26 protein-coding genes are annotated in these 25488 nt (G+C 38.8%); 12 read left to right on the forward strand and 14 right to left on the reverse strand.

Features of this window, described 5'->3' with window-relative positions; translation table 11 throughout:
• Complete coding sequence (locus ACNF42_RS00660) at window positions 1–468, forward strand: AAA family ATPase (RefSeq protein WP_443337824.1); 468 nt, start codon at window positions 1–3, stop codon at window positions 466–468.
• A complete protein-coding gene (locus ACNF42_RS00665; protein WP_443337771.1) occupies window positions 458–1096 on the forward strand; it encodes a CDP-alcohol phosphatidyltransferase family protein in 639 nt (212 codons plus the stop codon). Before ACNF42_RS00660 ends, ACNF42_RS00665 begins: the two co-directional genes overlap by 11 nt.
• Here ACNF42_RS00665 and glmM read toward each other — a convergent pair.
• The 4 genes from glmM to ACNF42_RS00685 form a co-directional block, all read right to left on the reverse strand.
• A complete protein-coding gene (glmM, locus tag ACNF42_RS00670; protein WP_443337773.1) occupies window positions 1086–2423 on the reverse strand; it encodes a phosphoglucosamine mutase in 1338 nt (445 codons plus the stop codon). The two genes, ACNF42_RS00665 and glmM, sit on opposite strands and share 11 nt — an antisense overlap.
• A 93-nt stretch (window positions 2424–2516) precedes the next feature.
• Window positions 2517–3581 (reverse strand): glycosyltransferase family 2 protein, encoded by a 1065-nt coding sequence (locus ACNF42_RS00675; RefSeq protein ID WP_443337775.1) that lies wholly within the window; start codon window positions 3579–3581, stop codon window positions 2517–2519.
• Window positions 3582–3848: an elongation factor 1-beta gene (locus ACNF42_RS00680; protein ID WP_443337777.1), complete on the reverse strand. Its 267-nt coding sequence runs from the start codon at window positions 3846–3848 to the stop codon at window positions 3582–3584.
• Between the two features lie 9 nt (window positions 3849–3857).
• Window positions 3858–4025: a zinc finger domain-containing protein gene (locus tag ACNF42_RS00685; RefSeq protein WP_443337780.1), complete on the reverse strand. Its 168-nt coding sequence runs from the start codon at window positions 4023–4025 to the stop codon at window positions 3858–3860.
• Between the two features lie 384 nt (window positions 4026–4409).
• Between ACNF42_RS00685 and ACNF42_RS00690 the strand changes: the two genes are divergently transcribed.
• From ACNF42_RS00690 to ACNF42_RS00715, 6 genes are all read left to right on the forward strand, one after another.
• The gene (locus ACNF42_RS00690; protein ID WP_443337782.1) at window positions 4410–4694 is read left to right on the forward strand and encodes a hypothetical protein; all 285 of its coding nucleotides are present in this window, start codon (window positions 4410–4412) and stop codon (window positions 4692–4694) included.
• Window positions 4691–5359, forward strand: a complete 669-nt coding sequence (locus ACNF42_RS00695) for a fibrillarin-like rRNA/tRNA 2'-O-methyltransferase (protein WP_443337784.1) — start codon at window positions 4691–4693, stop codon at window positions 5357–5359. Before ACNF42_RS00690 ends, ACNF42_RS00695 begins: the two co-directional genes overlap by 4 nt.
• A gap of 319 nt (window positions 5360–5678) precedes the next feature.
• Window positions 5679–8315 (forward strand): alanine--tRNA ligase, encoded by a 2637-nt coding sequence (alaS, locus tag ACNF42_RS00700; protein WP_443337787.1) that lies wholly within the window; start codon window positions 5679–5681, stop codon window positions 8313–8315.
• Window positions 8316–8343: 28 nt separating this feature from the next.
• Complete coding sequence (locus ACNF42_RS00705; RefSeq protein ID WP_443337789.1) at window positions 8344–10056, forward strand: zinc metalloprotease; 1713 nt, start codon at window positions 8344–8346, stop codon at window positions 10054–10056.
• A complete protein-coding gene (locus ACNF42_RS00710) occupies window positions 10004–11119 on the forward strand; it encodes an ATP-NAD kinase family protein (protein WP_443337791.1) in 1116 nt (371 codons plus the stop codon). The genes ACNF42_RS00705 and ACNF42_RS00710 overlap by 53 nt, the downstream gene beginning before the upstream one ends.
• A 46-nt stretch (window positions 11120–11165) precedes the next feature.
• Entirely contained in the window at window positions 11166–12896 is a 1731-nt protein-coding gene (locus ACNF42_RS00715) for a DUF2070 family protein (RefSeq protein ID WP_443337793.1), read from the forward strand.
• Here the strand turns inward: ACNF42_RS00715 and aroC are convergent.
• From aroC to ACNF42_RS00740, 5 genes are all read right to left on the reverse strand, one after another.
• Window positions 12855–13958 (reverse strand): chorismate synthase, encoded by a 1104-nt coding sequence (gene aroC, locus ACNF42_RS00720; protein WP_443337795.1) that lies wholly within the window; start codon window positions 13956–13958, stop codon window positions 12855–12857. The genes ACNF42_RS00715 and aroC overlap by 42 nt on opposite strands.
• A gap of 146 nt (window positions 13959–14104) precedes the next feature.
• Window positions 14105–14263, reverse strand: coding sequence for a hypothetical protein (locus ACNF42_RS00725; RefSeq protein ID WP_443337798.1), 159 nt, complete (start codon window positions 14261–14263; stop codon window positions 14105–14107).
• Between the two features lie 17 nt (window positions 14264–14280).
• On the reverse strand, window positions 14281–15027 hold the full coding sequence (gene sdhC, locus ACNF42_RS00730; RefSeq protein ID WP_443337800.1) for a succinate dehydrogenase subunit SdhC: 747 nt from the start codon (window positions 15025–15027) through the stop codon (window positions 14281–14283).
• Window positions 15028–15029: 2 nt separating this feature from the next.
• A complete protein-coding gene (locus ACNF42_RS00735) occupies window positions 15030–15779 on the reverse strand; it encodes a succinate dehydrogenase/fumarate reductase iron-sulfur subunit (RefSeq protein WP_443337802.1) in 750 nt (249 codons plus the stop codon).
• Window positions 15776–17497 (reverse strand): FAD-binding protein, encoded by a 1722-nt coding sequence (locus ACNF42_RS00740; protein WP_443337804.1) that lies wholly within the window; start codon window positions 17495–17497, stop codon window positions 15776–15778. Before ACNF42_RS00740 ends, ACNF42_RS00735 begins: the two co-directional genes overlap by 4 nt.
• A gap of 282 nt (window positions 17498–17779) precedes the next feature.
• Here ACNF42_RS00740 and ACNF42_RS00745 point away from each other — a divergent pair, with 282 nt between their 5' ends.
• A complete protein-coding gene (locus tag ACNF42_RS00745; RefSeq protein ID WP_443337806.1) occupies window positions 17780–19039 on the forward strand; it encodes a cation:proton antiporter in 1260 nt (419 codons plus the stop codon).
• A 21-nt stretch (window positions 19040–19060) separates the two neighbouring features.
• Here ACNF42_RS00745 and ACNF42_RS00750 read toward each other — a convergent pair whose 3' ends face one another.
• The gene (locus ACNF42_RS00750; RefSeq protein ID WP_443337808.1) at window positions 19061–19606 is read right to left on the reverse strand and encodes an rRNA adenine N-6-methyltransferase family protein; all 546 of its coding nucleotides are present in this window, start codon (window positions 19604–19606) and stop codon (window positions 19061–19063) included.
• A gap of 115 nt (window positions 19607–19721) precedes the next feature.
• Here ACNF42_RS00750 and ACNF42_RS00755 point away from each other — a divergent pair, with 115 nt between their 5' ends.
• Window positions 19722–21485: an ATP-dependent DNA ligase gene (locus tag ACNF42_RS00755; protein WP_443337810.1), complete on the forward strand. Its 1764-nt coding sequence runs from the start codon at window positions 19722–19724 to the stop codon at window positions 21483–21485.
• Here ACNF42_RS00755 and ACNF42_RS00760 read toward each other — a convergent pair.
• Genes ACNF42_RS00760 through ACNF42_RS00770 form a run of 3 tightly spaced genes read right to left on the reverse strand, consistent with a single transcriptional unit; the run spans window position 21482 to window position 23187 of the window.
• Entirely contained in the window at window positions 21482–21955 is a 474-nt protein-coding gene (locus tag ACNF42_RS00760; RefSeq protein ID WP_443337812.1) for a single stranded DNA-binding domain-containing protein, read from the reverse strand. The two genes, ACNF42_RS00755 and ACNF42_RS00760, sit on opposite strands and share 4 nt — an antisense overlap.
• A 52-nt stretch (window positions 21956–22007) precedes the next feature.
• The gene (locus tag ACNF42_RS00765; RefSeq protein ID WP_443337814.1) at window positions 22008–22835 is read right to left on the reverse strand and encodes an ABC transporter substrate-binding protein; all 828 of its coding nucleotides are present in this window, start codon (window positions 22833–22835) and stop codon (window positions 22008–22010) included.
• Between the two features lies 1 nt (window position 22836).
• Entirely contained in the window at window positions 22837–23187 is a 351-nt protein-coding gene (locus ACNF42_RS00770) for a hypothetical protein (RefSeq protein WP_443337816.1), read from the reverse strand.
• Window positions 23188–23314: 127 nt separating this feature from the next.
• On the opposite strand from ACNF42_RS00770, the gene ACNF42_RS00775 reads away from it, so the two are divergent.
• Window positions 23315–24277 carry a mevalonate-3-kinase gene (locus ACNF42_RS00775; protein WP_443337818.1) on the forward strand — a complete coding sequence of 321 codons (963 nt, stop codon included), beginning with the start codon at window positions 23315–23317 and terminating at the stop codon, window positions 24275–24277.
• On the opposite strand, the gene ACNF42_RS00780 is transcribed toward ACNF42_RS00775, so the two are convergent.
• Complete coding sequence (locus ACNF42_RS00780) at window positions 24249–25073, reverse strand: S26 family signal peptidase (RefSeq protein ID WP_443337820.1); 825 nt, start codon at window positions 25071–25073, stop codon at window positions 24249–24251. The genes ACNF42_RS00775 and ACNF42_RS00780 overlap by 29 nt on opposite strands.
• 45 nt (window positions 25074–25118) lie before the next feature.
• On the opposite strand from ACNF42_RS00780, the gene ACNF42_RS00785 reads away from it, so the two are divergent.
• A complete protein-coding gene (locus ACNF42_RS00785) occupies window positions 25119–25283 on the forward strand; it encodes a preprotein translocase subunit Sec61beta (RefSeq protein ID WP_443337822.1) in 165 nt (54 codons plus the stop codon).
• The last annotated feature ends 205 nt before the right edge of the window (window positions 25284–25488 follow it).

Below are 25488 nucleotides of genomic sequence, written 5' to 3' on the forward strand. Positions count from 1 at the left end.
ATGCGAGTTGCAGTCACAGGTGTTCCTGGTACAGGAAAGTCAACACTGTGTAACATTCTTTCCAGGGAAGGTTATAGAATCGTGGATCTAAATCAGGAGGCATCCAGATACGGGTGCCTGAAAGATGAGGATGTTGATATTGACTGTCTTAGAGAAATGTTCGCCATGGATGGATTAGTAATAATGGATGCACACTATTCCCATCTGATTGACCCTTTTTGCGCAATAATAACAGAATGTAAACCTGAAATTCTCTTAAAAAGGTTGACCGAGAGGGGATATTCCATGTCAAAGATAGAGGAAAATATGGACGTTCTTCTCTCTGATGCAATTTATGATGAAGCGAATGATCTAATCCCATCAAACAGGATCATAAGAGTCAAAACAGATAAGGGGATAAATGGGAAAGATTTTAAGCGAATTATGGATTTTATTAAGGAAATGGAGAGAAAGTTCAATGGGTCTTGATTCTTACAGAAAAAATGCCACTCCGGCATTGGAAAAAATATCCGGAATATTCATGGGGTTCAATCCAAACACACTTACCATCGTATCTTTTGTTTTTGCATTGCTCTCAGGTATACTTATAGCCATATCCGGGAGATACATTTCCGTCTGGTATCTTCTGGCAGCCTTTTTTTCACTGATCTTTTCCTCGATACTTGATGCAATGGATGGATTTGTGGCAAGAAGGAAGGGCATGGGATCACCAGCGGGAGATATGCTTGATCACACCTTTGATCGATATTCCGATATGGCTCTCATATCGGGTTTCGCATTTTCCATATTCGGCAACGTATATCTTGGAATCCTGGCTCTTGGGGCGGTATTTATGACAAGTTATATGGGTACACAGGCACAGGCAATAGGTCTAAAGAGAAATTACGGAGGGGTACTCGGGAGGGCAGACAGGCTTGTAATCATGATGATAATACTCCCTGTGCAGTTGTTTCTCCCATTCAATTACAAAATATATATTGAGATAACTCCCATCAATATAATGCTGGTATGGTTTCTTCTGGCAGGGCATATTACAGCCGCCAAAAGGTTCAGGGATTCTCTGTCGGGGTTGAGAAATGAGTCTGTTAAGAAATGATCTTCTCCGCATTATCGCAGAGCCGTTTTGACATTTCCTGACTTTTCGAATGGGCAAATATTCTGATTATAGGTTCTGTTCCAGACGGTCTTACCAGTATCCAGTCATGTTCTTTACGCAGCTTTACCCCGTCAGTTTCATCTACATTCCAGTCAGGAAAGACCTTGAGGAGTTTTGTCTTTATAACGTGGAAATCTTCCCTTCTGGGAATGGTTTTTCTTGTGATGTGATATTCCGGTACCTCTTTTATTATTTCAGATAGCTTTTTGCCCTTTTTGGCCATTACGTCGAGAATTATTCCCACAGTCATTGCTCCGTCCCTGCAGTACTGGTGATCACCGTAAATTATACCACCATTCTCTTCTCCACCAAGCCTTGCTTTCTTTTCTATCATGGTTCTTGACACAACTGGAGCTCCCACTTTTGTTCTTATGACTTCCGCACCCTTTTCCTTGCATATATCATCAATGGCATCCGATGAGCTGACTGGTGTAACAACCTTTTCACCCATTTTTATGTAGTTCTGGACGAATAGAGAAAGTGTTGTGTCTCCGTCAATGAAATTGCCCTTTTCATCAACAAAAACAGCTCTGTCAGCGTCACCATCGTGCGCTATTCCAAGGGCGAATTCCCCGGTCTTTGCCAGATCAATAAGATACCTGAGGTTTGAAGGCTTTGGCTCTGATTCTCTTGACGTGAAGAGGCCATCAGGATTGGCGTTTAATGTTACCAGAGACACACCAAGTCTGGAAAGCAATTCTGGAGTGGTTTTGTAGGCTGCACCATTTCCCGCATCAAATATTACACGAAGTTTCATCTTTTTAATTGTATCCACGTCTATCCTGCTCAAAACCCCAGATATATAGAGCTCCGCCGCAGAGTTGTCCTGTATCTCTCTGCCGATATTTTCCCATGAAGCAATCTTGAAGTTATTCTTATAATAGATGCTTTCAATCTTTTCCTCCTTTGACCTTTCAAGTTCTGTTCCATCCTCGTCTATACACTTTATCCCGTTAAACCTTGGAGGATTGTGAGAGGCAGTTATTATAACTCCTGGAATCCTATTTTTCTTACAATAATACTGAACTGCGGGCGTTGGAAGGATTGATATGTTCTTTACATCTACGCCAGTGGATAAGATTCCAGAGATAACACTATCCATTATCATTGAGTTGGAGAGTCTGTTATCCGATCCGATGGCTACTGTTTTTCCAAAGAAAGTGCCTATGGCCTTTCCAATTTTCATGCAGAATTCTGGCGTGAGATCCTCATTTGGTATACCTCTGATACCATTGGTTCCAAAAAGTCTTGGTTCATTTTCGTGCATGTATACCATATCTTTTTTATTGTTATAAATTGCACTACAAGTTCCTGAAACTTTTTTCTATACATGCTATGGTTTAATTACCTTCTATGTCACCTATAGTTTATATTCCTTACCTCTCCACATGATCTTACCAGTTTTGCTTGCTATGTAAAGATTCCATGTGTAAAAGAATGGCATGATTAGCCCTGCTATATAGTAAGCAAATCCTTTATCCTTGAGCCTTGTTCCTAGCTTTATTTCAGACATTATAACAGGCAAGAACCATATGAGAAAGATATAAGAGGATAATATGGAAAGGATAATTGAACCCAATATTAGAAGGCACATAGAACCGTATAGAAGAATTCCTATCTTTAATGCAGACCTGTTTCGGCTCACAAGAAGTGACGTCTGCCTGATGGACCATTCTTTGAATGTATCCCAATTGTCCGGTGAGTATATATATGGAGTAGCCTCGGGTACATAAGCAATTTCCAGACCCTTCCCTTTGGAGATTCTTGTTACAGCCATATCATCAGAAATATCGGATGAAAACTCATCCATCCTTCCATCCAGAAGGTCCCTGCGAAATGCCATAGAGCCTCCCCACGCAAATACGGTTATGGGAGATTCCATCATCCCCTTCCCTACAAATCCCCAAACTGTCTTGAACTTCGACCAGAACTCGCCTGCACTCTTGAAATAAGGAAATGTTGTCGAGACTCCAAATTTCCCTACGGAGAGTGGTCTCAGAAGATTTGTAAGCCAGTCTTTTTTGACTCTAATATCGCTGTCAGCCACAACATAAGCATCAAAATCCCTGTACCTTTCAATGGCAGTGGATATTGCCCTTACCTTCCCACTCCCACTGGATTGGAATGTAGATACAATATAATCCAGTTTGGCTTTTATAATATGTTCAACACACTGGTCTTTTTCATCATCAACAACGCATATAATTGAATAGTTTTTATAATCCTGAAACTTGATGCTTTCCAAATTTTCCGAAAGTTCAAAGTCCACTCCTCTTATGGGAATTATAACCAGCACTTTCCCTTTATAACTACCCGAATAACTTCTCTTATACTTCCTTGGCCAGGCAAGGATAAGCTGAACAATAAATATAATGGAGAATAGAACAATAAAAAAATAGAACAAAATTATTTGGACTATGCCCATTCAAACCAGGCTTGAATCTTCAAAATCTACCTGACCAACACCTTTTACATTGGAGGCCAATTCCTCAACCATGTCTTGCTGGCCATCTTCATCTTTCACTATGACAACCATTTTTATTTTTTTTAGGCCAAATGCAATTTCCTGAGTACTCATCTCAACTATCTTGCACTTATTTTCAAGTCCACTTTTAAGATTTTTCTTAAGGGATTCCAAATCCATGGAAGGATCTTCCGGAAGAACACTGAATGTCATTGCAACATCTGCCATAATGCCACCTCATGGACCTGTAAATCCGCACTTTTCGCAAGTGTATGGAGTTGAATGCTCTCTGCAATTTCTACATCTTCCTATTATTGATTCACCACAGCTTGGACAATCGAAAATGGAAAAACCCTCATCTACCAGCCCCCTTCCGCAGGAGCTGCAAGTCTCTGTCGATCCCATTATTTTAACCTCTATATTGCACCCTTAATCAAAATACGTTAATTACATTTATGCTATTTCCGTCCCTTCGATTTTGTGCTTTAATTGGATCGGTCAGGATTTTCACCAATTGAATTTCCTCAATATGAGAAATTATTTATGTATTTTAGTCAGAATAGAGAACTATGATTTGGATAAAAATAAGACCTAAGATTGTGGAATATCACTATCCTTAATTATCAAATTAAATGGAACTCTGTTTGTATTGATGATGATGCCCATTTAGGAGCGATTCATACAAAAAGGCACACTTCTTAAATGTCTGCCATAGTTCCAAAGGTCATTAAAAGATCAGGTCATTACAGATTTAAGAACATATATTAAATGAATCAGCATCACAAAAATATGGTTGTGAAGATATCATCAACCCCAAATGGTACAATGAAGGAAGTCGATTTAAACCACCTTTTTATAGCAAGTGAAGAACCACTTTACATAGGAATAATTATAAAGCCAGAACCTGGAATATGGGAAGAACTGATGGACTCCGAATTTGCCTATATTCATACGAATGAAGATGTGAAGGAGACTAAAATCGGCTATCGTATAGAAGTTGGTGAAAATTCTATATTTTTTGTTACTCTTAACTCCGAATCTGCCGGCAATCTGATAAGGGAGATTAAGAGATGAAAAGACAAAATTTCAAGCATCATAATATAGAAATAATTAAGGATAAACTGTATACAAAGAGCAAATATTCAGAAAGTGTTTACGGTGAAAAGGTAATAAAGAGATCAGATTTCTTTCTGCATTTATGGGATTCCAAAAAGAGTAAGTTATCTGCAGCAATAAGCGATGGTTTAAGCAGATTTCCTGTGGATAGTGATACTGAAATTCTCTACCTTGGGGCATCAAGCGGGACCACCACATCTCATCTCTCTGACATCAGCGAAGAGGGAAAGATATTTGCAATAGAAGTTGCTCCTGAACCCTTTGCAAAACTTCTGTCACTTTCGGAAAAGAGAGAAAATATTTATCCCATTATGGCAAATGCTAGAACACCTAATTCTTATTCATTTTTTATAGGCCATTCTCCTGATCTAATATATCAGGATATTTCACAAAAGGATCAGACAGAAATACTTCTCAGGAACATGGAGACTTTTCCTGAGTGGAGTTATGCAATATATATGCTAAAAGCAATTTCAATAGATTCCTCAAGAAGACCTGAGGATGTACTTAATGATCAGATTTTAAAACTGAAAAAATTTCATCACATAAAAATTATAGAAACAATAAATATCTCAAACTTTCACAGGGGTCATTTCTCCATACTTTTACAGAACTTGCAATAATTATGGAAATATCCTTTCTGATAGTCTAAGGATAGTATCTGCAATGGCCAAGATAACATGTATTATTATCTAATTACAAAATCCTGTTGTGAATGCAATTAAGTTTCTCTTTCAATTTAAAAGTCTCATAAAGAATCAAAGTGAATTATAATTCAAGCCGGTACTGTATATTATCTGCAATAATCAATGTTTTTTCTGGTTCTATTCCACTATAGGGCATGATTTTTTCAGGCGATCCAAAATTATCATTAAAGCAATATTTTGATGGGAGGGATATAACAAAAAGAATCTTTATGATACCATAATTCATACGCATTTTATGAATAGTGAGAATGATATAATTCCTGAATTCGCAATTCCTTTTTTCCAGAATAACTCCTTTGAAAGGAAAAAGTGCATCAAATGTGGGATGTGGTTTTGGACTCAGGACAGCAACAGAAAGACATGTGGTGACCCTCCATGCGATGAATACGGTTTCATAGGAAATCCCGTTGGAAATAAAAAAATGTCAATAGATCAGGTGAGAGAAGCCTTCTTTAACTATTTTAAAAAGGATCATGGTCTTATTAAACCGTATCCAGTGGTACCAAGATGGAGGGAGGATGTACTACTTGTAAATGCTTCCATATATGATTTTCAGCCTCATGTAACTTCAGGTATGGTAAAACCTCCAGCAAATCCACTTGTTATGTCACAGCCATCAATAAGAATGAACGATCTTGACTCTGTTGGGATTTCGGGGAGGCATCTAACATCATTTGAGATGCTCTGCCATGATTCCTTCAACACACCCCATCATGAGGTTTATTGGGTTGAGGGAACAGTTTCGAGATGTCATGGATTTCTCACTGAAGCCATGGGAATAAATGGTAGTGAAATTTCATACAAGGAAAAACCATGGTCTGGAGGTGGGAATGCAGGAAATGCATTGGAGGTATTTGTTAGAGGCCTGGAGCTTGCAACACTTGTGTTTATGGACCTTAAGGAAGATCCCAAGGGTGAAATAGAAGTTGACGGTATTCTATACAGAAAAATGGAAATGAGGATTGTGGACACCGGCTATGGTCTTGAACGGATCAGCTGGGTAACAACCGGTGCACCAACAGTTTACGACTCAGTTTACAAAAATGTGGTTGATGAAATTCTAAGCAAGTCAGGGTTAAAAATTGATGACAGGAAATACATGGGTGAAATCACACGCATACACTCGTCAGAACCTGAAAAAACATCAGGAGAAATCGAATCAAACATGGAAAGGATGATGGCCGGGTATGGAAAAATAGATTGGGATTACGTGGAAAAGATAAGACAGGCCTACATCCTTGGGGATCATTGCCGTTCTCTGATACACTTGTTCAGAGACTATGTGATTCCAAGCAATGTTAAGGTGGGTTACCTTATGAGACTCCTTCTGAGAAGATCATTCAGAGCAATGGATTATCTAAATTTCAATGGGACACTTATGGATATACTCAAAATGCAATCTAAAAATCTTCAAGGCATAGTTAATGGATTCCCGGAAAATTTTGCGGAGATGGTGATAAGAGAAGAACTGGAAAAGTATCACAAATCAGAAGAAAGGGGAAAGGAAGAGATAGATAGAATTTTGAGAAAGAAGGGTAAGATTGATGTGGCTGATCTCGAACTGCTTTATGATTCCTATGGTATCGTCCCCGAAACCGTAGCTCAATTTGTTGCTTCTAAGGGCTTAAGCATATCCATACCACCAGATTTTCACAATAGAATAGTTAGTAAACATTCCACGAGAAAGGATGTAAATCAGTCTAGCCTAGTGGAGGAGTTTAGAAATTTGGAAACAAGAACTCTGTATTATGATGATCCCAGATTAATGGAATTTTCGGCTATCGTTCTCGCATCAAAGGATAATATGATAGTAACAAATCAGACAGCATTTTATCCAACAGGAGGAGGGCAGCCCCATGATCTTGGATATTTTAAAATTGGAGAAAAAAAGATAGAAGTTAAGGATGTATACAAGCAGGAAAAGGCCATTATACATGTACTTAGTGAGTCAATAGGAGCAGGAACACGGGTAAAGGGATTCGTAGATTACGATCGCAGGAAGCAGTTGATGATTCATCATACTTCCACTCATCTGCTCCTTGGAACAATCAGAAGTTTTATTGGTGAACAGGTGTGGCAGGCCGGGGCCCAGAAGGGAATCGATTCTTCAAGAATCGATATAACCAGCAACATAAAGATAACCAGAGAGATGGCTGAGGAAATAGAGCAGCGCGCCTTAAAGGCAATTATGGAAAATAGAAAGGTCACTGTTCGAAACCTGGAGTGGAATATGGCAATAGAAAAGTATGGTTTCAGGCTTTTCGAAGGAGGTGTGCCACTCTCTGACCATCTGAGAGTTGTGGATATTGATGGAATTGATGTGGAGGGATGTGGGGGTACTCACATTTCTTCTACGGGAGAGATAGGCTTTATCAAGATCATTTCCATAGAAAGTATACAGGAGGGGATTCAAAGGATAACATTTTGTGCAGGACCCGCAGCTCTCAAATACGTACAAAAAATAGAAGATGAATACAATTCAATCAAGGATTATGTGAGGGCCACATCAGATGTTTCTCTGAGGGTTAAGGAGTCCATGGATGAACTTTTAAAATTAAGGGAGAAGTCTAAGGAAATGGTCAAGAAGAACTCGGAGTCAATCTATTCAAGTTCCCCTCTGGTCAGCATAGAAGGTGTTAGGGTTCGTATTATGAAGGGCGACACTGAGGAATCAAGCATACTGATTCCAATGCTTATAAAAAACCACGATACTGGCATTATTCAAGGTGGGAACACGGTAACCATAATCGGAAGGGATGAAAAGGAGGCTGCAACCCTCTACAAGACACTCTATGGAAAAAATCCCCATAAGTCAGGCAGGGTTATTAGTGACGTTTTAACGACCGGAGTAAGTGAAAAGTTAATTAATTGATTTTTCAATCAGATTTTTCAGTAATACTATGGCATACACTTACAGTAACGAAGAGACACGGGAGATTGAAGTACTCCTATCACATTTTTTCAAAGTTACTTCTTCATACAGGGACGGTCCGGTAATAGTTGTAAAAATTGAGCCTTCCAGTAGTTTTGCAGATAATTTTCAGAAGGCAATAGACCTATTCGCTGCAAGAGGCTTTAACATTTATAATAATGGTGACGATGAAATAATAGTTGCCAGAAAATACAACCACAAAGGCATTGGTTATCTGAAATTTCTTCTTCTCTTTATAACAGTAATAAGTATATTTTACGCGGGATATACATACGGCTCATCCTATTATACCGGGCAGAGTGAATCAATAATAGCAGCAAAAACCCTTCTATTCTTCCTCTTCCCTGTGGGTGGAATCCTTCTATCGAGGGAGATTCCAAAATATATCATTAGAGTTAGAAACGGTCAGAAATATTCTATGCCTATTTTTGTACCTAACCCCATTTTGATGGGTACGCTGGGAATTATAAATGCCCCGGACGAACCCTACAAGTCTTCGGATCAGGAACTTTTCTCTGGTTTTTACTCTCTCATTTCTGGCCTTTTGGTATCCATGCTATTTCTTTCTCTAGGTTATTATGGAATCTCCTTATATCACGGACTAAGTTATGGTCCAAATTCATCAATAAATCTGGTGAATCTTCCAATTTTCTTTCAGGTCATTCTTGGAAGATTTTTACCGGCTCAAGGGAATCTTGATCTTTTAGCACTTGCAGGATGGTCAGGTTTGATATTCACATCATTTAATGCCTTTCCTGTTGGTTTTCTTGACGGTGCAAGTATATTTGCAGCCCTTTCTCCTTCTGTCCGAAAGAACATATCCTACGTATTTCTGACAATAATCGCATTTATTGATCTTACATATCCTGTCTGGCTAATACTACCTCTGTTCATTCTTCTGATAGGTCTGGACGTTCAGGAACCTATGAACACAAAGCTTAGAAGAGTTAATAGCAGAACCCTTGTGGTTATTGTAGTGACCCTGATGATGGCTCTTGTTGGGTTAACTCCATTTCCAGTTCACATAAGCTCTCCTTCCATAGAAGTATCAACCTCGTGGAATTCAGCGGTAATTCTGAATAATTCCACTGACCAATCATGTTTTCAGGTATCAGTTACGAATGTTGGTCAGATAGCAGTAGACCCAGGATTTTATATAAGCAACGGAATTCCATACGATGTAAGAGCAGTGGCTGGAGATATAGACCCTGGTGGAACAGAGACGTACTATCTTACCATAAATGGTTCAAGCCTTTCCGTTGGTATTAACACTGTTGATGCAAGAGTTTACGTTAATAGTATGTCACAGGAGATTAAATTTACAATTCTTAAAATAATAAAATCTTATAATTTAACCATAATCCCATCACCAGAACAAAGCGGAAAAAGTCTGAATCTTACTGTAATTAGCACATTCAACAAAAATGTATCAGAAACCATGTTCATTTCAGCCCCTGAGAATCTGAACTATTCAATTATTTATAGCATTGACAAAAACACATCGATCCCTGTGCCCATGAATGGAACCGGGCTACAAAAATTTATGATTGAAGCCGAGAAAAACTTTACTCCATGGAGTATGAACGTGGATATTTCAACATCCTCATCAAAGGAGATACCCTTACAATTTGCAATCTACGATTCATCTTATATCGGGGATTGCCTTACTCTTCCTGGTTAGATTGATTGTAGGGTTCCTTCTTAACCCTGTGGCAGGTTCGGGTATATACCATCACGTTAATGGTTCTGATAGAGTTCGAGACGATAACTGCGGTTATTCAGAGCTCAGGGCAACAGAATTCCTGGATGAACTTGACAGAGAAATTAATTTTATAACTGCTTCAGGAGCAATGGGTGAAGACATTCTAAGGGAATCTGGCTTCACCAATTTGGAAATATGCCACAGGACGAGAAATCCTTCCACCCCTGATGACACAAAGGAGTTTATTAAAGAGATAAGGGGAAAATGCCAGATACTTGTATTTGTGGGTGGTGACGGTACCGCCAGGGATGTTTTGGTGTCAAAACCTGACGTTCCAGTAATCGGGGTTCCGGCAGGCATGAAGATGTACAGTTCCGTTTTTTCATACAATCCAAGGGATGCAGCACAGAGGCTTCAATCCTTCATTGATGGATCGAACTTTTACATAACAACTGGTGTTGTGGAAGATGCAGATGAGAACGAAATGGAAAAGGGTCAACTTTCCATAAAAAAGCATGGGGAATTAAATATAGTTACAAAAGGGGAAAAATATTCGGATCCGAAGATTGTAAGAAATGAATGGTCATCTGATTCCATTCTTGAATTTCTTCTGGACGATATGGATGATTCCTATTATATTATAGGCACAGGAGGAACCTGCAAATCACTTATGGAGAAGATGGGTCTAAAGACATCCATATTTCAGATAGATCTGATCCGTAACAGGAAGTTAATTAAAGGGAATCTCTATCCTGAGGATTTTGGTAAATTTGTGGAGAAAGGCGCTTCTCTAAAGATCGTTGTTTCTCCATATGGGGGAAGCGGTTATTTTCTAGGAAGAGGAAACCGGCAGATATCATCCGAAATGATAATGCAGGCAGGCAAGTCAAATATTATAATTATTTCTTCAATCGACAAGCTTAGCACAATAAAGGTACTGAAATACGATGTTGAAGGTCTACCCAAAAATTTCTTTGGAAATTTTGTTAAGGTTCTCACAGGTTACGGAACATATACAATGGTTCCCGTAATGGGTTCTTAGAATTATTTGAAATAATTTTAAATTCGCCTGAACATTAAGGTGTCAAATGTCCAGAACTTTTGCGGACCTAAACAGATACGTAAAATTGTCATTTCCGGTCTGGAAATCAGTCACGATTATCCTTTCGCTTTTAATAATAGAATTTCTTCTGTCAAGAAGTATTATATTTTCAGTTTTTATAACCGTTGTCCCTGCAATTATTACACTAAGCCTTGATCAGTACCTTTCAAAATTATACAAATCCAGGTTGAATTTCAGAAAGAATATTTTTCTGTTCTCTATTACTCTTACAATCTTCTTTGTAATCTATGAGATTTTTAATTCTGTTACCCCATTTTTAAAACTTCAGAATATTGCCATTGCAATTTCTTTCATCTCTTTCTTTCGATTTCTGGTATTTTATGTATACTTATCTGAAAACGATCGTGTCAATTATATTTCCGCAAATATGTTTGCAGTATCATACATTCCCTTATTTGTTTTCTTTTTAAAATATACAATCGTTGTAGAGGTTATTGCATACTCTCTCATTTCCTCCTATTTGTCCCTAATCTTCGTGAGAAAATCGACCAAAACCTTCAAGGAAGAATTTCAGCAAGAGCCAAGGGACCTTATAAAATTCTTTCTATACAGTTCAACCAGCAGGAAATATTACGACTCAGGAGATCGATTCTTCAAGCGAATTTACAGCACAGAGAGGGAAGTATCTGTTGATATGATCCGCTTTGAAAATCCGGAGGGGAAAACCAAGGCGGCTCTCATATTTCCATATGTTCATCCTGGCCCATTTGGAACCATTGGCTCAAGCAATCTTCCCCAGAGGCTTTCAAAATACACTTCTGAACTTTCACAGGATCTAATGGTATTCCACACCGCTACAACAAACAACAACAACTGTGCAGGAGAAGAAGATATTGCAATAATAGGGGATGCCATAAGATCAATGTGGAATGGCGATGGTCAGACAGATAAAATGTCACGACTCATATCCTTAAAAAGTAATGGTATAAAGATTGATGCCGTTTCCTTTAACGGAAGAGCCATAGTGGCTCTAAACCCTGATCGGGTGGATTTTGATGATATACTTTATACGGAAGGGCAGCGTGCGGTTGAATATCTCAAGGAATCACTGGGAATGCACGCATCAATTGTGGATGCTCAAAACAAATTCGTTAGGGGTTCAAGGGAAATTACAGATATAGGTCCATATCTTCATGGAATTTATAAAATTGCAGGCAGATTAAAATCAAAATATCCATGCAGGATCGGCTATTACCAGAATAAGATCGAATCGAAGTCCCTTGGGCCCATGGGTATTCAGGTTATTGTTCTTGACTATGGCAATGATAAGGATACAATGATATTAACAGATTCCAATAATATAAGCCAAACACTTATGGATGGAATAAGGGAAGATCTCAGGGATCAGTTTAAAAACATAGGAATATATACAACAGATAACCACGTTGTAAATGCTGGATCCCTGGATATGAATCCTCTGGGTGAATCTGGAGATCTTTCGGAGCTGAGGGAAAAGATAAGGGAGACGGCAATGAAGGCTTTTGAAAATGTTGAAGATTCAAGGGCAATTTACGGAACCAGAAAGATCAGGGTGAAAATGGGTTCCGAAGATTCATACCAGACTCTTATGGATACGGTCTTCACATCTCTGAGCAAGGCCAAAGTTTATGCGGCCATTACAATAGGATTCACATTCATAATTCCAATTCTTATGTCAGTCACCGGGATAATTTTCAGGATACCCTTTGTGAGATGATTTCATTCTCAAATAAAGATCCAAAATACCGATTGCAGTGACGCATTTGATTACGGGCACTGCCCGGATTGCAATACATGGATCGTGCCTGCCTTTAATCCTTATTTTTTCCTCCTGATGAGTGATAAGGTTTATTGTGTCCTGTTCCATTCTTATGGATGAAGTTGGCTTCATGGCAACTCTAAATTCAACCGGATCTCCATAGGTTATGCCTCCAAGTACTCCTCCGTTTCTGTTATTTGAGGTGTAAAAGTTTTTTCCATTCCATTTGAATGGATCGTTGGTCTCACTACCTCTCATGCCTGACATAGAAAATCCAGATCCAAACTCTATGCCCTTTACACCAGGAATTGAAAATATCAGATGGGATAAAGTGGATTCAACAGAATCAAAAAATGGTTCTCCCATTCCACCAGGTACATTGCTAACCAATGTTTTGACAACACCTCCTACACTGTCCCCTTTTGAAATAAGACTCATTATCATTTCTCTTGCCGTTGCATCATAAGACGAATCGCCCATCCTGGTTTCGAGTTCATAGATTTTCTCTTCATCGGGGTTTGCATTTGTGAATTTCAAATCTCCAATCTGTTCCAGATAGGATACTATATTTATGCCCTCAGAAATCAGAACCTGCAATGCTATGGCGCCAGATGCAACAAGTGGCGCAGTCATTCTTCCCGAAAGAAATCCTCCGCCAGAGTAATTTCTGTATTCTCCGTATTTTAAATAGAGACTTAAATCTCCATGACCGGGCCTCGGTCTTTCCTTGAGTTCGTCATAGTGCTTACTAATTACATCCTCATTCTGGATCATTAGTGCAATGGAACCGCCGTCCGTATAGCCATTGTTTATTCCGCTTATTATTTTCACATTGTCTCTTTCCTTTCTCTGAGTTGTGATGGTACTTCTTCCCGGTGCTCTCCTTTCCATCCACTTTTGAATAAAATCCTGTTCAATCCTGTAACCAGCTGGAATACCATCAATCACTGCACCAACTGCCTCTCCATGGGAAGAACCAAATATGGAAATGGAAATCCTATCTTTAAAAATAAAGCTCATAAGTCCTTTTCCTCCAACTTAAAATTATTCCATTCTGGAACTTGTTTAGCCTTCCTTTGAAATTTCATAAATAATTTACCTGCTCTGGACACTCATGCACATTAAAAATATTAATAAAAGTGTATTTACAAAAAAAGTTTATCAGGTCACGGAATTATAAGTGAAAGAAGGAATACCACAAATCCTGCAATTACAAAATATTCCGTATTTGTGACATTGCTACTTACAAACTTATAATACAGACCACCCAGCTCAATAAGGAATAAACCTATAAAGAAAAGGGGATATCTCCAAGCTGATTTCATATATTTACCCATTTTCATCACAACCCGAAGAATACGATGTTTATTGGAAGACCAGCAGCAACACCTCTGATAAAGAGATCGACTAGGAAGAATGATGAAAGACTTATCCACGCCAGAAGTTCGTGGTGACTGTTTATCCTTGATACTCCATTGAAGAATGATCTTCTGAAACTCTTCTTATTTACAGGGCAACTGTAACAATCAACATTTCCACCTGTCACGTGTCTAAAGAAATGGCAGGAGAATGTGTAAAGGGTTACCCATAGGGTGTTCAGAATGAGCAGAAGTGCTCCAAGGGTGAACTGCCCTTTGTATGCAAGTGCCACATATATATCGTAATAGAAGAACGGAAGAATTGCCACCGCTGTATACCAGAAATATCTGTGCAGGTTCTCAATTCTGAAAATCCCAGTTTCCCCGGAATAAAATCTACCCTTTTTCTCTCCAGGAAGATCTCTTACAGAGTTGTTCTGAAAGTTCACTACACCACATGCCACAGGGTGTCTGAACAGATGCCTGTGGTAATCTTTTCTGTATGCGTAACATGTTGCCCTAAATCCAGCGACCAGAGGAAGTACCAGAAATGTTGGAGAATAAAATGGGTCTGTTAGCCCATCAACCGGAGATGTCATGGCAAAGACACTCATTAGATAAATAGCTATTAAGGCCAAAAAGACAAATGACCAGAACCTCAGTTCTCCAAACTCCCTTGGAAACCTTGCAATCTTTTGCATTGCGGTTTCATCTTTAACACTAAACGACACTATTACATCACCTTTTCCTTCTTTCTTCTATTCTTAATCACCATTGCTATGGGGTCGTACTTTCTATCAACGGCCCTCTCTTTCTCCTGTATAATCGCATTATCAGTTATTTTAATGTGCTCGGGACAAACCTCGGTACAGCACTTTGTAATATTACAATAACCCATACCTCCCTCATCGTTAAGCATCTTGGATCTGTCAAGACCATCAAGGGGATGCATATCCCAGGATGCTGCCTTTACAATGTGTCTTGGTCCAAAGTAGGGTGTGAAATGCTCTCTGACTACATGGCACACATCCATGCACAGGAAGCATTCTATACATCTTTTGAATTCCTTGGATCTTTCCACATCCTTTGGGTTAATTCTCCATGGCTTTTCCAGTCCTTCCTTTGGCGTCAAGAGTGGAATCTTTCTTGCGATTTCCCAGTTCTTTGATATGTCCGTCACCAGGTCCTTTACAAGTGGGAATGCTGCCATTGGTGCCACGGTTATATTTTTTCCAATCTCATCGACTCTCGTTTTGCACATAAGTGATGGATGTCCGTTAATTTCTGCAGAACATGAACCACACTTACCCGCTTTACAATTCCACCTGATGGAAATTGTTGGATCTATCTTCTCCTCAACATATCTGACGGCATCAAGTACAACCATACCGTCAACATAGGGAACTTTATAATCCACATATTTTGGTTCCTTGTCATTCTCAGGATCGAACCTGAACACCTTTATATCTATATCCTCGCTCATTCGTATACCTCCGGTTTTACGTATTGCTCATATTCCTTGGGCATGGGTTCCACTGGCTTAACCTCATAAGTCATCTTTCCGTCTGCACCCAAATATGTAATTATATTCTTTTTCCAGTTTTTGTCTTTCTTTGGGAAATCCGACCTTGTGTGGGCACCTCTGCTCTCCTCCCTCATCAGAGCACAATGAGTTATGGCTTCACATGAGATCAACATGTTAGCCAGTTCAAGGCATCCCAGAAGTCCATGATTGTACCTAATCATGCCCTTTGTTCCAACTTCTTTAAACTCCTCCTTAAGTTGCTCTATTATCTCTATTGCCTTTTTCAAATGTTCAGCGTCTCTCACAATTCCAACGTTATCGCTCATACATGATGTAAGACGATCTATCAGGTCGTATGGATTCTTTCCATTCTCCTTAAAGAAGCCTTTCACGTAATTTATTTCCCTTTCTATGAGTTCCTGAGGTACGTCCACAAGGCTTGCATTTCTAGCATAATTAGAGGCTGCGTCCCCGGCTCTCTTCCCAAACACAAGAATATCTGCCAGGGAATTTCCACCGAGTCTGTTTGCTCCATGAAGTCCTGAGGCTACTTCACCAGCTGCAAACAGGTTTTCAATGTTACTCCTCTCAGTTTCAGGTTCCACCTCTATTCCCCCCATCATGTAATGAACTGTAGGAGCCACTTCCATCTTTTCCTTGGTAATATCCACACCGGCAAATTCCAAAAACTGCTGATACATTGCCGGAAGCTTATGCTTAATGAACTCCGGACTCTTATGCGTAATGTCAAGGTAAACTCCTCCGTGTTCTGTACCTCTTCCTTCAATTATTTCTCTATAATTCGCTCTCGCAACCACATCCCTTGCATCAAGTTCCTTCTTCTGAGGGGAATATCTTAACATGTATCTTTCTCCTTTGGAATTTAATAGAATTCCTCCTTCTCCCCTCACGCTCTCCGTTACTAAGAGACCCTTGACACCTGGTGGATAAACCATACCTGTCGGGTGAAATTGTATCATTTCCATATCTCGCAATTTTACACCTGCACGATATGCCATTCCAATCCCATCTCCAGTGGATTCCCAGGAATTCGATGTGACCTTGTAGACTCTACCAGAACCTCCAGTTGCAATAACAGTTGCCTTTGACTTAAATACAAAGAATTCACCAGTAGTCATTTTAATTCCAAAGGCACCTATTATTTTATCATCCTTCTTCAAAAGGTTAGTTATGTACATTTCATCGTAAAAGGTAATATCCCTGTGAAGAACCTGATCCTCCAGAGTTTTTATGAGTTCAAGCCCAGTTCTGTCACCAACATGTGCCAGCCTTCTGTACGTATGGGCACCGAAGGCCCTCTGCATTATTCTTCCGTCTGGTGTTCTGTCAAATAGGGCACCGTATCTTTCCAGTTCTAAAACTCTTTCAGGCGCTTCTTTTCCCAGAATCTCTGCCATTTTCCAGTCAGAAATGTAAACTCCCTCTTCTATTATATCACCGTAGTGAACGGTCCAGTTATCCTGGGGATCAACATTTCCAAGGGCCGCAGCTATTCCGCCCTCTGCCATAACTGTATGTGCCTTTCCAAGGAGTGATTTTGTTACCATTACAACTTTCAATCCAGCATCATTTACAGAAATAGCAGCTCTCATACCGGCTCCACCGGCACCAATAACAAGGACATCGGTTTCAACCGTCTTTATTTCATCAGCCATGACATCACACTCTAATGTATTATGGCATATTGTGTCATAGGTATAAATTTTTTACAAAGATTATATAGGAGTAAAATTACAACGATTTAAATTTAAATTATTAAATACATAATTTTTAAGACCTGTGGGGCATATAATCACATTGTCCAAAAAGGAGAAAATATGGGGGAGCATGAACGTGAAGAGAAAATTAATTCAAAAATAATATAGTGTGAAGATTTTCCATTTTGTTCCCGATCTTGATCAGGTATGGATAAATTTACCTAGGCAAATGGACACAAAATGATAGAGACACTTTTTATTCTTCCTCCAAGCAGGGGTAAAAATAATTTCAAACTTCATACCGAAGAAATTAATAGTTATATATGTTATATGGAGCGTGGACATTCTAATAGCGATATTTTCTCTCCTGCTCCTCTCCTGCTCCTCTCCATCATACTGGGGTCATTATTCGAGAAACTGAAGTATCCGTCTGTTATAGGGGAAATTCTCGCAGGAGTAATCCTGGGGCATTCAGTTTTGAATTTTGTAGCACCCAATGCGGTAATAAATGGACTGAGTGAAATCTCACTCTTTTTCATAGTGTTGCTAATTGGAATAGAGGCAACAACAAATACCATGTTGAAAAATATCAAAAAAGGTTCAATACTGACTCTTTCATCATTTGTATTTCCACTTATTGTAATTTTGGTGGCCATAAGAATTATCTATGGTTCAATAAACTCCAGTGAGATGATAATGGCAATATCCATTGCAGTTCCATCCATTTCCATTATATCTGTAATGCTTAACAGCCTGAACTTACTTAAAATTGAGGCCGGAAATGCCATACTTGCATCTGTAATAATCACCGATGTGATAGCATTCGTTTTAACATCTGCAATAATAAATTCAAAGGGTATACTTCTGGAAATTGCCGCATTCATCATTTTCCTCATCCTCATAATGCTACTGGATATCAGTTTAAGAAAACACTCAGAATACGTCCTTTCAATCTTTGAAAGATTGAGAGCCGGTGCAAGGAGTGAAAAGTTGGTCTTTGGAGCCATAATTCTATCAGGACTAAAAATTTCAACAGTTTTCGAATTGATCGGAATCACTTACGTTCTTGGAGCATTCTTCGCAGGAATACTGATCAGTGATGTGGTCATAGGGGAAGAACTCCTGGGCATAATAACCAGAACACTGGGGAGGATAAACGACAGTTTCTTCATTCCTCTTTTCTTCAGTATTGCGGGACTTACATTCCTATTTCCTAGTTATCATATGTTGGTCATAATGTCCATAATTCTCATAGTTTCCGCATTTTTAGGTGGTTTGCTGGATTATGCTATTGGAAGAAGATGGCTGAGACCATTTACTGGAAGAGGAACTATGGGAATTCTTGGGGGAAGAGGCGCAGTTGGATTGATTATAGCAACCATATCTCTCTCATCAGGGATAATTGATGTTCAGGAATATTCTGCAGTTATTTTTGCAACTATTATAATGTCATTCGTATTCGCATCCTTTGTTAAGGAATCTGATGGAGTACCTTCATGAGAAGGTTTTGAATTTTTAATTCTATTCGTGTTCGAAATAACTAACATAGTTCGAATGAAAATCCATAGTCTTCTTCAACCTATAATTATGTCGTGAAAAAATTTCATTAAGTTCTTTCTTATCGATCCTTATCTCAACAGGAGGTCCCATTTCAGTATCCTTATTGAATTCAATCAATATGAAATCGGGTCTTGATTTTCCCTGGAATCTTTCTATTAGCTCTTCTCTACACTCAAAGTCGTGAAAACTGTTTGAGAAGAATACTTTTGTGCAATCCGGAAATGTAGATTTTTCGCATATGTTTTCATTTCTTATTGTAACATTGTTTATTTTCTCATCACTCATCTTTTTCTTTAAAATATTATTACCTCTTTCATTCCATTCAAAGGAATATACATGGTTGCATTTCTTCGCGAAAAGTACTGAATAGAAGCCGCTTCCTGAACCCATGTCGCAGATTATATCATCTACCTTAAGATCCATAAAGTCAAGGATTTTGTCAACATCAACCATTTTTTGTCTCATTTCATCCATTCTTTCATAATCAAATCCCTTATGATGATGCATACCTCATAATACAAATTTAAGTGTTATAGTTTATCCTGTTTCAAATAATTGATATTACATTATTGGAATCCACTTTTTGTAACAAATTTATTTAATAATATGAATTAGACTACTCATGCTTTTTGGCAAAGTTGTAGAATTTTTTGAAAAAATGTCAATGACCTCAAAAAGGCTTGAATTATCTGATATATATAGGGATCTGATCCTTGAGAGCAATGATGAATATGCTCTTGTTCTCTATCTCTCCAAAGGGATGGTTGCACCAGATTATGAGGGTATTGAAATTGGACTTGCGGAAAAAACTATAATAAAAGTAATCAGGAAGATAACAGGCGTTACTGAGGAGGAGATAATGAAGAGATATGCAAAGGAAGGAGATCTCGGAACAGTATCACAGGAGTTATCTTCCCAATCAAAGCAGAGATCTTTTTTCGATGACCCTCTGACACTTAGGGAGCTTTACGATTCACTGCGAAAGGTAGCAACAATTAAGGGTCAGGGGACTGCTTCCGAAAAAGAAAAGATCTTTATTGACCTCATGATAAGGGCTTCTCCAATTGAATCAAAGTATATTGTGAGAATACTTCAGGGAAGGCTCAGGCTGGGTGTATCTGATTCCACCATACTCTATGCTTTAAGGATAGCATATATGGAAAATGTAGATCAGGATAAGGTAGAGGAATTATACAATTTTCATCCAGATCTCGCCTATGTGGCTAAAATTTTGAAAGAGGGCAATTCTTCCATGATCGAGAATGCATCTCCACAACCTCTTATTCCAGTGAAGGTAATGCTAGCAGAAAGACTGCAATCTATTGATGAAATACTTCAAAAGATGGGAGGAAAGGCAGCTTTTGAGAATAAATATGACGGGTTGAGAATTCAGGTTCATAAACAGGGGGATGTTGTAAAGACCTTTTCCCGCGGAATTGAAGAAACGACGAATCAGTTCCCTGAAGTTGTGAATTATTTCAGATCACTTCCGTACGAAAGTTTTATAGTGGATGGAGAAGCGGTTCCTTTTAACGTTGAGACTGAGGAGATATATCCTTTTCAAAACGTTTCAAGGCGCAGAGGAAGAAAATACGATCTTGGAAAATATGAAGAAGATATACCAATAGTGGTTTTTCTATTTGATATTATATATTTTGAGAGAAAGCCACTAAATAGGCTTTCCTACCTTTCGAGAACCAATCTCCTCAGAGAGAAGTTCACTGAAGGTGATAGAATAAGGTTCGCCAAAAGGATCATAAGTTCAGATGAATCCGAAATTGAAAAATTCTTTGAAAATTCCATATCTTCAGGATGTGAAGGTGTAGTTGCAAAAGATATCCGGGATGATACAGTATACAGGGCAGGTGCAAGAGGATGGCTCTGGATAAAGTTCAAGCGTGATTACAGGAATGAACTCGCAGATTCACTGGACCTAGTTGTAATTGGGGCATTTTTTGGTCATGGTAAGAGGAAGGGAAGCTACGGTGCGCTTCTTCTGGCATCCTACAATAAGGAGGAAGACACTTTTGAAAGTGTATGTAAACTGGGGACAGGTTTCACAGATGAAATGCTGGCACAACTTAAAAGTCTCTTTTCGGAACTGGTTACGGAAAAGAAACCCGCTCGTGTAAATTCTCAGATGGTACCGGATGTCTGGATTTACCCGGAGAAAGTTATGGAGGTTGTCGGTGCTGAAATAACTAAAAGTCCAATTCACACATGCTCTAACAGCGTTCTCAATGGCCAGGGACTTGCCCTAAGATTTCCAAGATTCACAGGTAGATATAGAACAGATAAAAAACCAGAAGATGCAACTTCATCTGAAGAGATATATGAAATGTTTAAAAATCAAAATAAAAATATTTACAAAGATGAGCAGAATTAATCCTGCTCTTCATCGTTTCCGTAGTTTCCTCTCGATCCAGAGTCCCTTCTTCCTCTGCCGTATCCGCCAGAGTTTCCGCCCCTTCTGAAGTTACCTCCTCTTCTGAAATTTGTGTTCTCATACACTTTTTCACTCATGTCGAGGTCATTATTCACTTCAGATACGGTTTCTTCGGACTCGTTGAGATTTCCGTACTTTCCCACATTCAGTCTCATCTGACCTCTTACGAGGGAGATGTATCCGTTGTCAATGTGCAAAGTGGAACCGTCCTTGACGTTAGAGGCCTGATCTCCCCAGAGGGATAGCCTTATTTTTCCCGTCTCGTCTCCTATAACAACTTCGGTAACAGATTTTGTCTCACCGAATCTTGTGTTTATTTCCTTTGGCTCGCCGATCTCGACAACCTTTGCAAGAACATTTACTCTTCTTGACTCAGGTGTCAGTTCTTTAATTTTGGTAATTCCTTCCATTTGGTTACGTCCTGTCTAAAAGACAGATAGTTATCTCATACCCGTATTTATATTAGTATGTTTTTTGCTTAAGTACATAATCATAAACATTCTGGAGCCACGGAATCGCAGAATTAAAAAAGTCAGGACCGTGATGGGCCAGAAAATCAAGTTTTCCGGGTGTTGTAAAAATCATGTCATTTTTCATCGCCGAGGTTTCCTGTAAACCGACTTCCGTAAGTTTTTTAACCGCTTCCTCTTTGGTAATTCCTCTGTACATCTTTCCCTCCATTATAATGACCTGAGGATCAAACTCCTTTACCTTAGAAAAATTAGGTTCTATCCACTCTTTAGGTTCATACACATAAACAGTCTGAAAACCCATCATGCTCATTGCTGATATTATATAGCTTTGGGACCCAAAGGTAACGTGTCCTCCCAGATCTATTTCAACGTATGTTCTGAATTTTCTATGATTAACCCTTATTTTTCCATGCAGATCAGAAATAAGTTCTCTTGCCTGATCAATTTTTCCTGTAACCAGACCAATTCGGTTAATCATGTCAAGTATTCCAAATGGGGTCGAAGGTAGCTCAATCTGAAACAGGTTATACTTTTCAGAAAGTTTCTCTGCAAGAGAATCCTGATATCCTGATACTGTTAGGATGAGATCTGGGTTAATTTCTTCCATTACATTTTCATTATATGTGCTATACGAACCGATCTTCCTGATCTTTTCTGCTTCCATTGGTCTTCTGCAGAATGCACTTACCCCAACCACGTTTTTGCCCATTCCTATAATAAAGAGGGTCTCTGTTATGGAAGGATTAAGTGACACTATCCTCTCAGGAGGGCCGTCTAGATTTATTTTTCGACCCCTAAAATCAATAAACTGTGTCATCTTAAAACGTAATTGGGACAAAGCCAAGATTAATTGCTTCCATCAGCACTTTTCCAGCAGGTTCCAAAGTTATCCCTTTTCCCTCAAGTTCCTTTTCTATATTCTTATTTTTTGCTATCATACTGCAAGCAGTCTTGTATAAACCTATATTTGTAGCTTCCTTGATGAGGTCGTCTATAACCTGATCGGCCTTCGATATCATCTCCTGGCTTGGCCCAAAAAACATCAGCCTAACTTCTTCTGCTGAGCCGGATTTCGCAATATTTATTGCCATTCGAAGGCCGCTTATGGCCTTTTCTCTGCCCTCTATTCCACTGGAAATAATGAACATCATTTTGGGTTTATTTACCATGGTTTGTTATTGATACCTCATATAAAAGACCATTCACGCTCTCTTAATTTCTTAAATATTGCCCATAGAAAGGAAGAGAGATTTCACTTGATAAGAAAGTATATTATTTGAGGTTTATTTTGGTTTTATGTCACTCTGGAAGGTACAGGCTGTTGCACATCCCACAATAGGCATAGTTCTTTTTGGTGGTATAAAGGATATGTACGAAAGATTACCCTATCACAGCTCCGCTGGAATAGCTTACACACTCGTTGACTCAGAGTCTGTTGCAAGAACAACCTTGACTGTTGGAGCTGATAAATCCTATGTTAGCATAAATGGCGAAGAGATCAACTCAGAGGATTCCAGGTCACCAATGAAATTGATAAAGTCCTATTCTGATCAATTCATTCAAAGGTATGGTACAGATAAAATTTCAATAGAATCAGTCAATGAAAACATTCTCAGTGGAAGCTCAGATGCAGGGGCAGCCGCACTGGGAAAATGTGTTAATTCATTACTAGAAGTAGACTCAATCTCATTGGAGCTTGAGATGCGGAAAGTATCAGAGAGTGCAGGAAGAAGTTATTATGGGGGATTGACAGTTACATATGCTGACGAAAAACCTTACACAAAAAGGATTCTAGATAAAGATGCATTTGAAAATATAAGAATAGTAAGTGCCGTCTTTCCACACAAGAGAAAGCCCTCTGATGATATACACACAAATCAGCCAAAGCATGAACATTATAAAGTCAGAATTAAGAATGCAGAGGCTGCTGTAAAGAGACTCGAGTCCTTATCTGAAATAAGAGATGTGAAGGGGATATTTGAATTGGCAATGGAGGACACAGAGGATTATCATTATATGAACTCCCTTGTAAACGTGGAAATTGTAACACCTGAGATGCGAAAGTTGATGGATGATATCATTGAATGGAGATCAGATCTGTGGATGACATATATCGTAACCGGTGGAAATAGCGTGTTCATTCCAACCCTTTCAGAGAACGTATCTGAGGTAAAAAAACGTGCCCTCAAACACACAAATGAGATTCACGAATTAAAGGTAACAGGTGGTGCTAAGACCGTCTTTTCCCAATCTTCTTAATGACTCTTCTGTATGGAAAAAATATTGCTGTCAAAATGGAGACAGTAATTATTCCTAAATACAGATTTGAATTAGCTGGGATTTCATTCTCCTTATTCCATTTACCTGTTAATTCCAGGAGATAAAGCTTGTAAAGGCCAAAGAGTGGAATATCTCCTCGTGCTATTCCAACTATTGAAGAAAAATTAACTGGTGGAAAAATCTGACCCTTTGGGGAGATAAGAATGTTCTGATCCGCTGCAACATAAGCATTCAGTGAGGATATGTAGTCTGTTGATCTTGCAAGATTATTGTCTCCAGTGGTGATAAATCCCGATACCCCCTTAAATGATGAGATGAATACAACTTCATTTCTATGTGAAAAACCAACATTGCGTATGAGAACATAGGAATTGGTAACACTTATCCATGATTGACCTTTATATCCCTGAACAACAGGAGTTGTACCATTCCAGGAAAGGAAAAACATTGCTCTATGAATTACAATGTACCCGGAAATACTATTGTATAGAATCACGTCCCCATATTCCCCATAGCTCTGAAATCCAGAGTTCCTGCCCTGGACATATGTTACTATCTGTGATGGTGAACTCACCTTCTTAACAATTACTGTCATTCCTGTTTCAATTGTGTTCCATTGAAAATTTGAAGAGTGTTCCATACTATTGGATTCCACAATTGAAAGAGGGGGCCATGTGCCAGAATAGAAAGTTATGGAAGAGATAGACAAAACAACTAATCCTATCAGCACCAGAAATAAAATCCTCTTAATTCTTCCATAAACTTTCTTATTCATGTCTTATACGAAAATAATAAATCTATTGATAACATTTGTGAATAGATGGCAGATAAAAAGGATGGATTTCAATCAGGAGCAGGGTTAATAAGATATTTCGATGAAGAAGAGATAGAGGGTCCAGCCCTGGATCCAAAGCTTGTAATCTATATAGGAATAGCCATGGCTGTAATTGTGGAACTGGCTGCTTATTTTTGGCCTCTTCATTGATTTATTATAACGCTAATTTTCTGGAATTCTTTAAAAAATATGAGTTACTCACCAAAATAGATTTGAGGATTTCTAAAAACCCATTTCCCTGAACAGATAAGGGAACAATAACATTTATTCATGGGATAGCCATGTTACTGTGTGAGTGACCTTTACGACACAGTTCTTAGGGAAAAGTACAGGCAATATTTTGTGAATGATCCAC

The organism is Cuniculiplasma thermophilum (genome assembly GCF_052315355.1).
GTDB lineage: Archaea > Thermoplasmatota > Thermoplasmata > Thermoplasmatales > Thermoplasmataceae > Cuniculiplasma.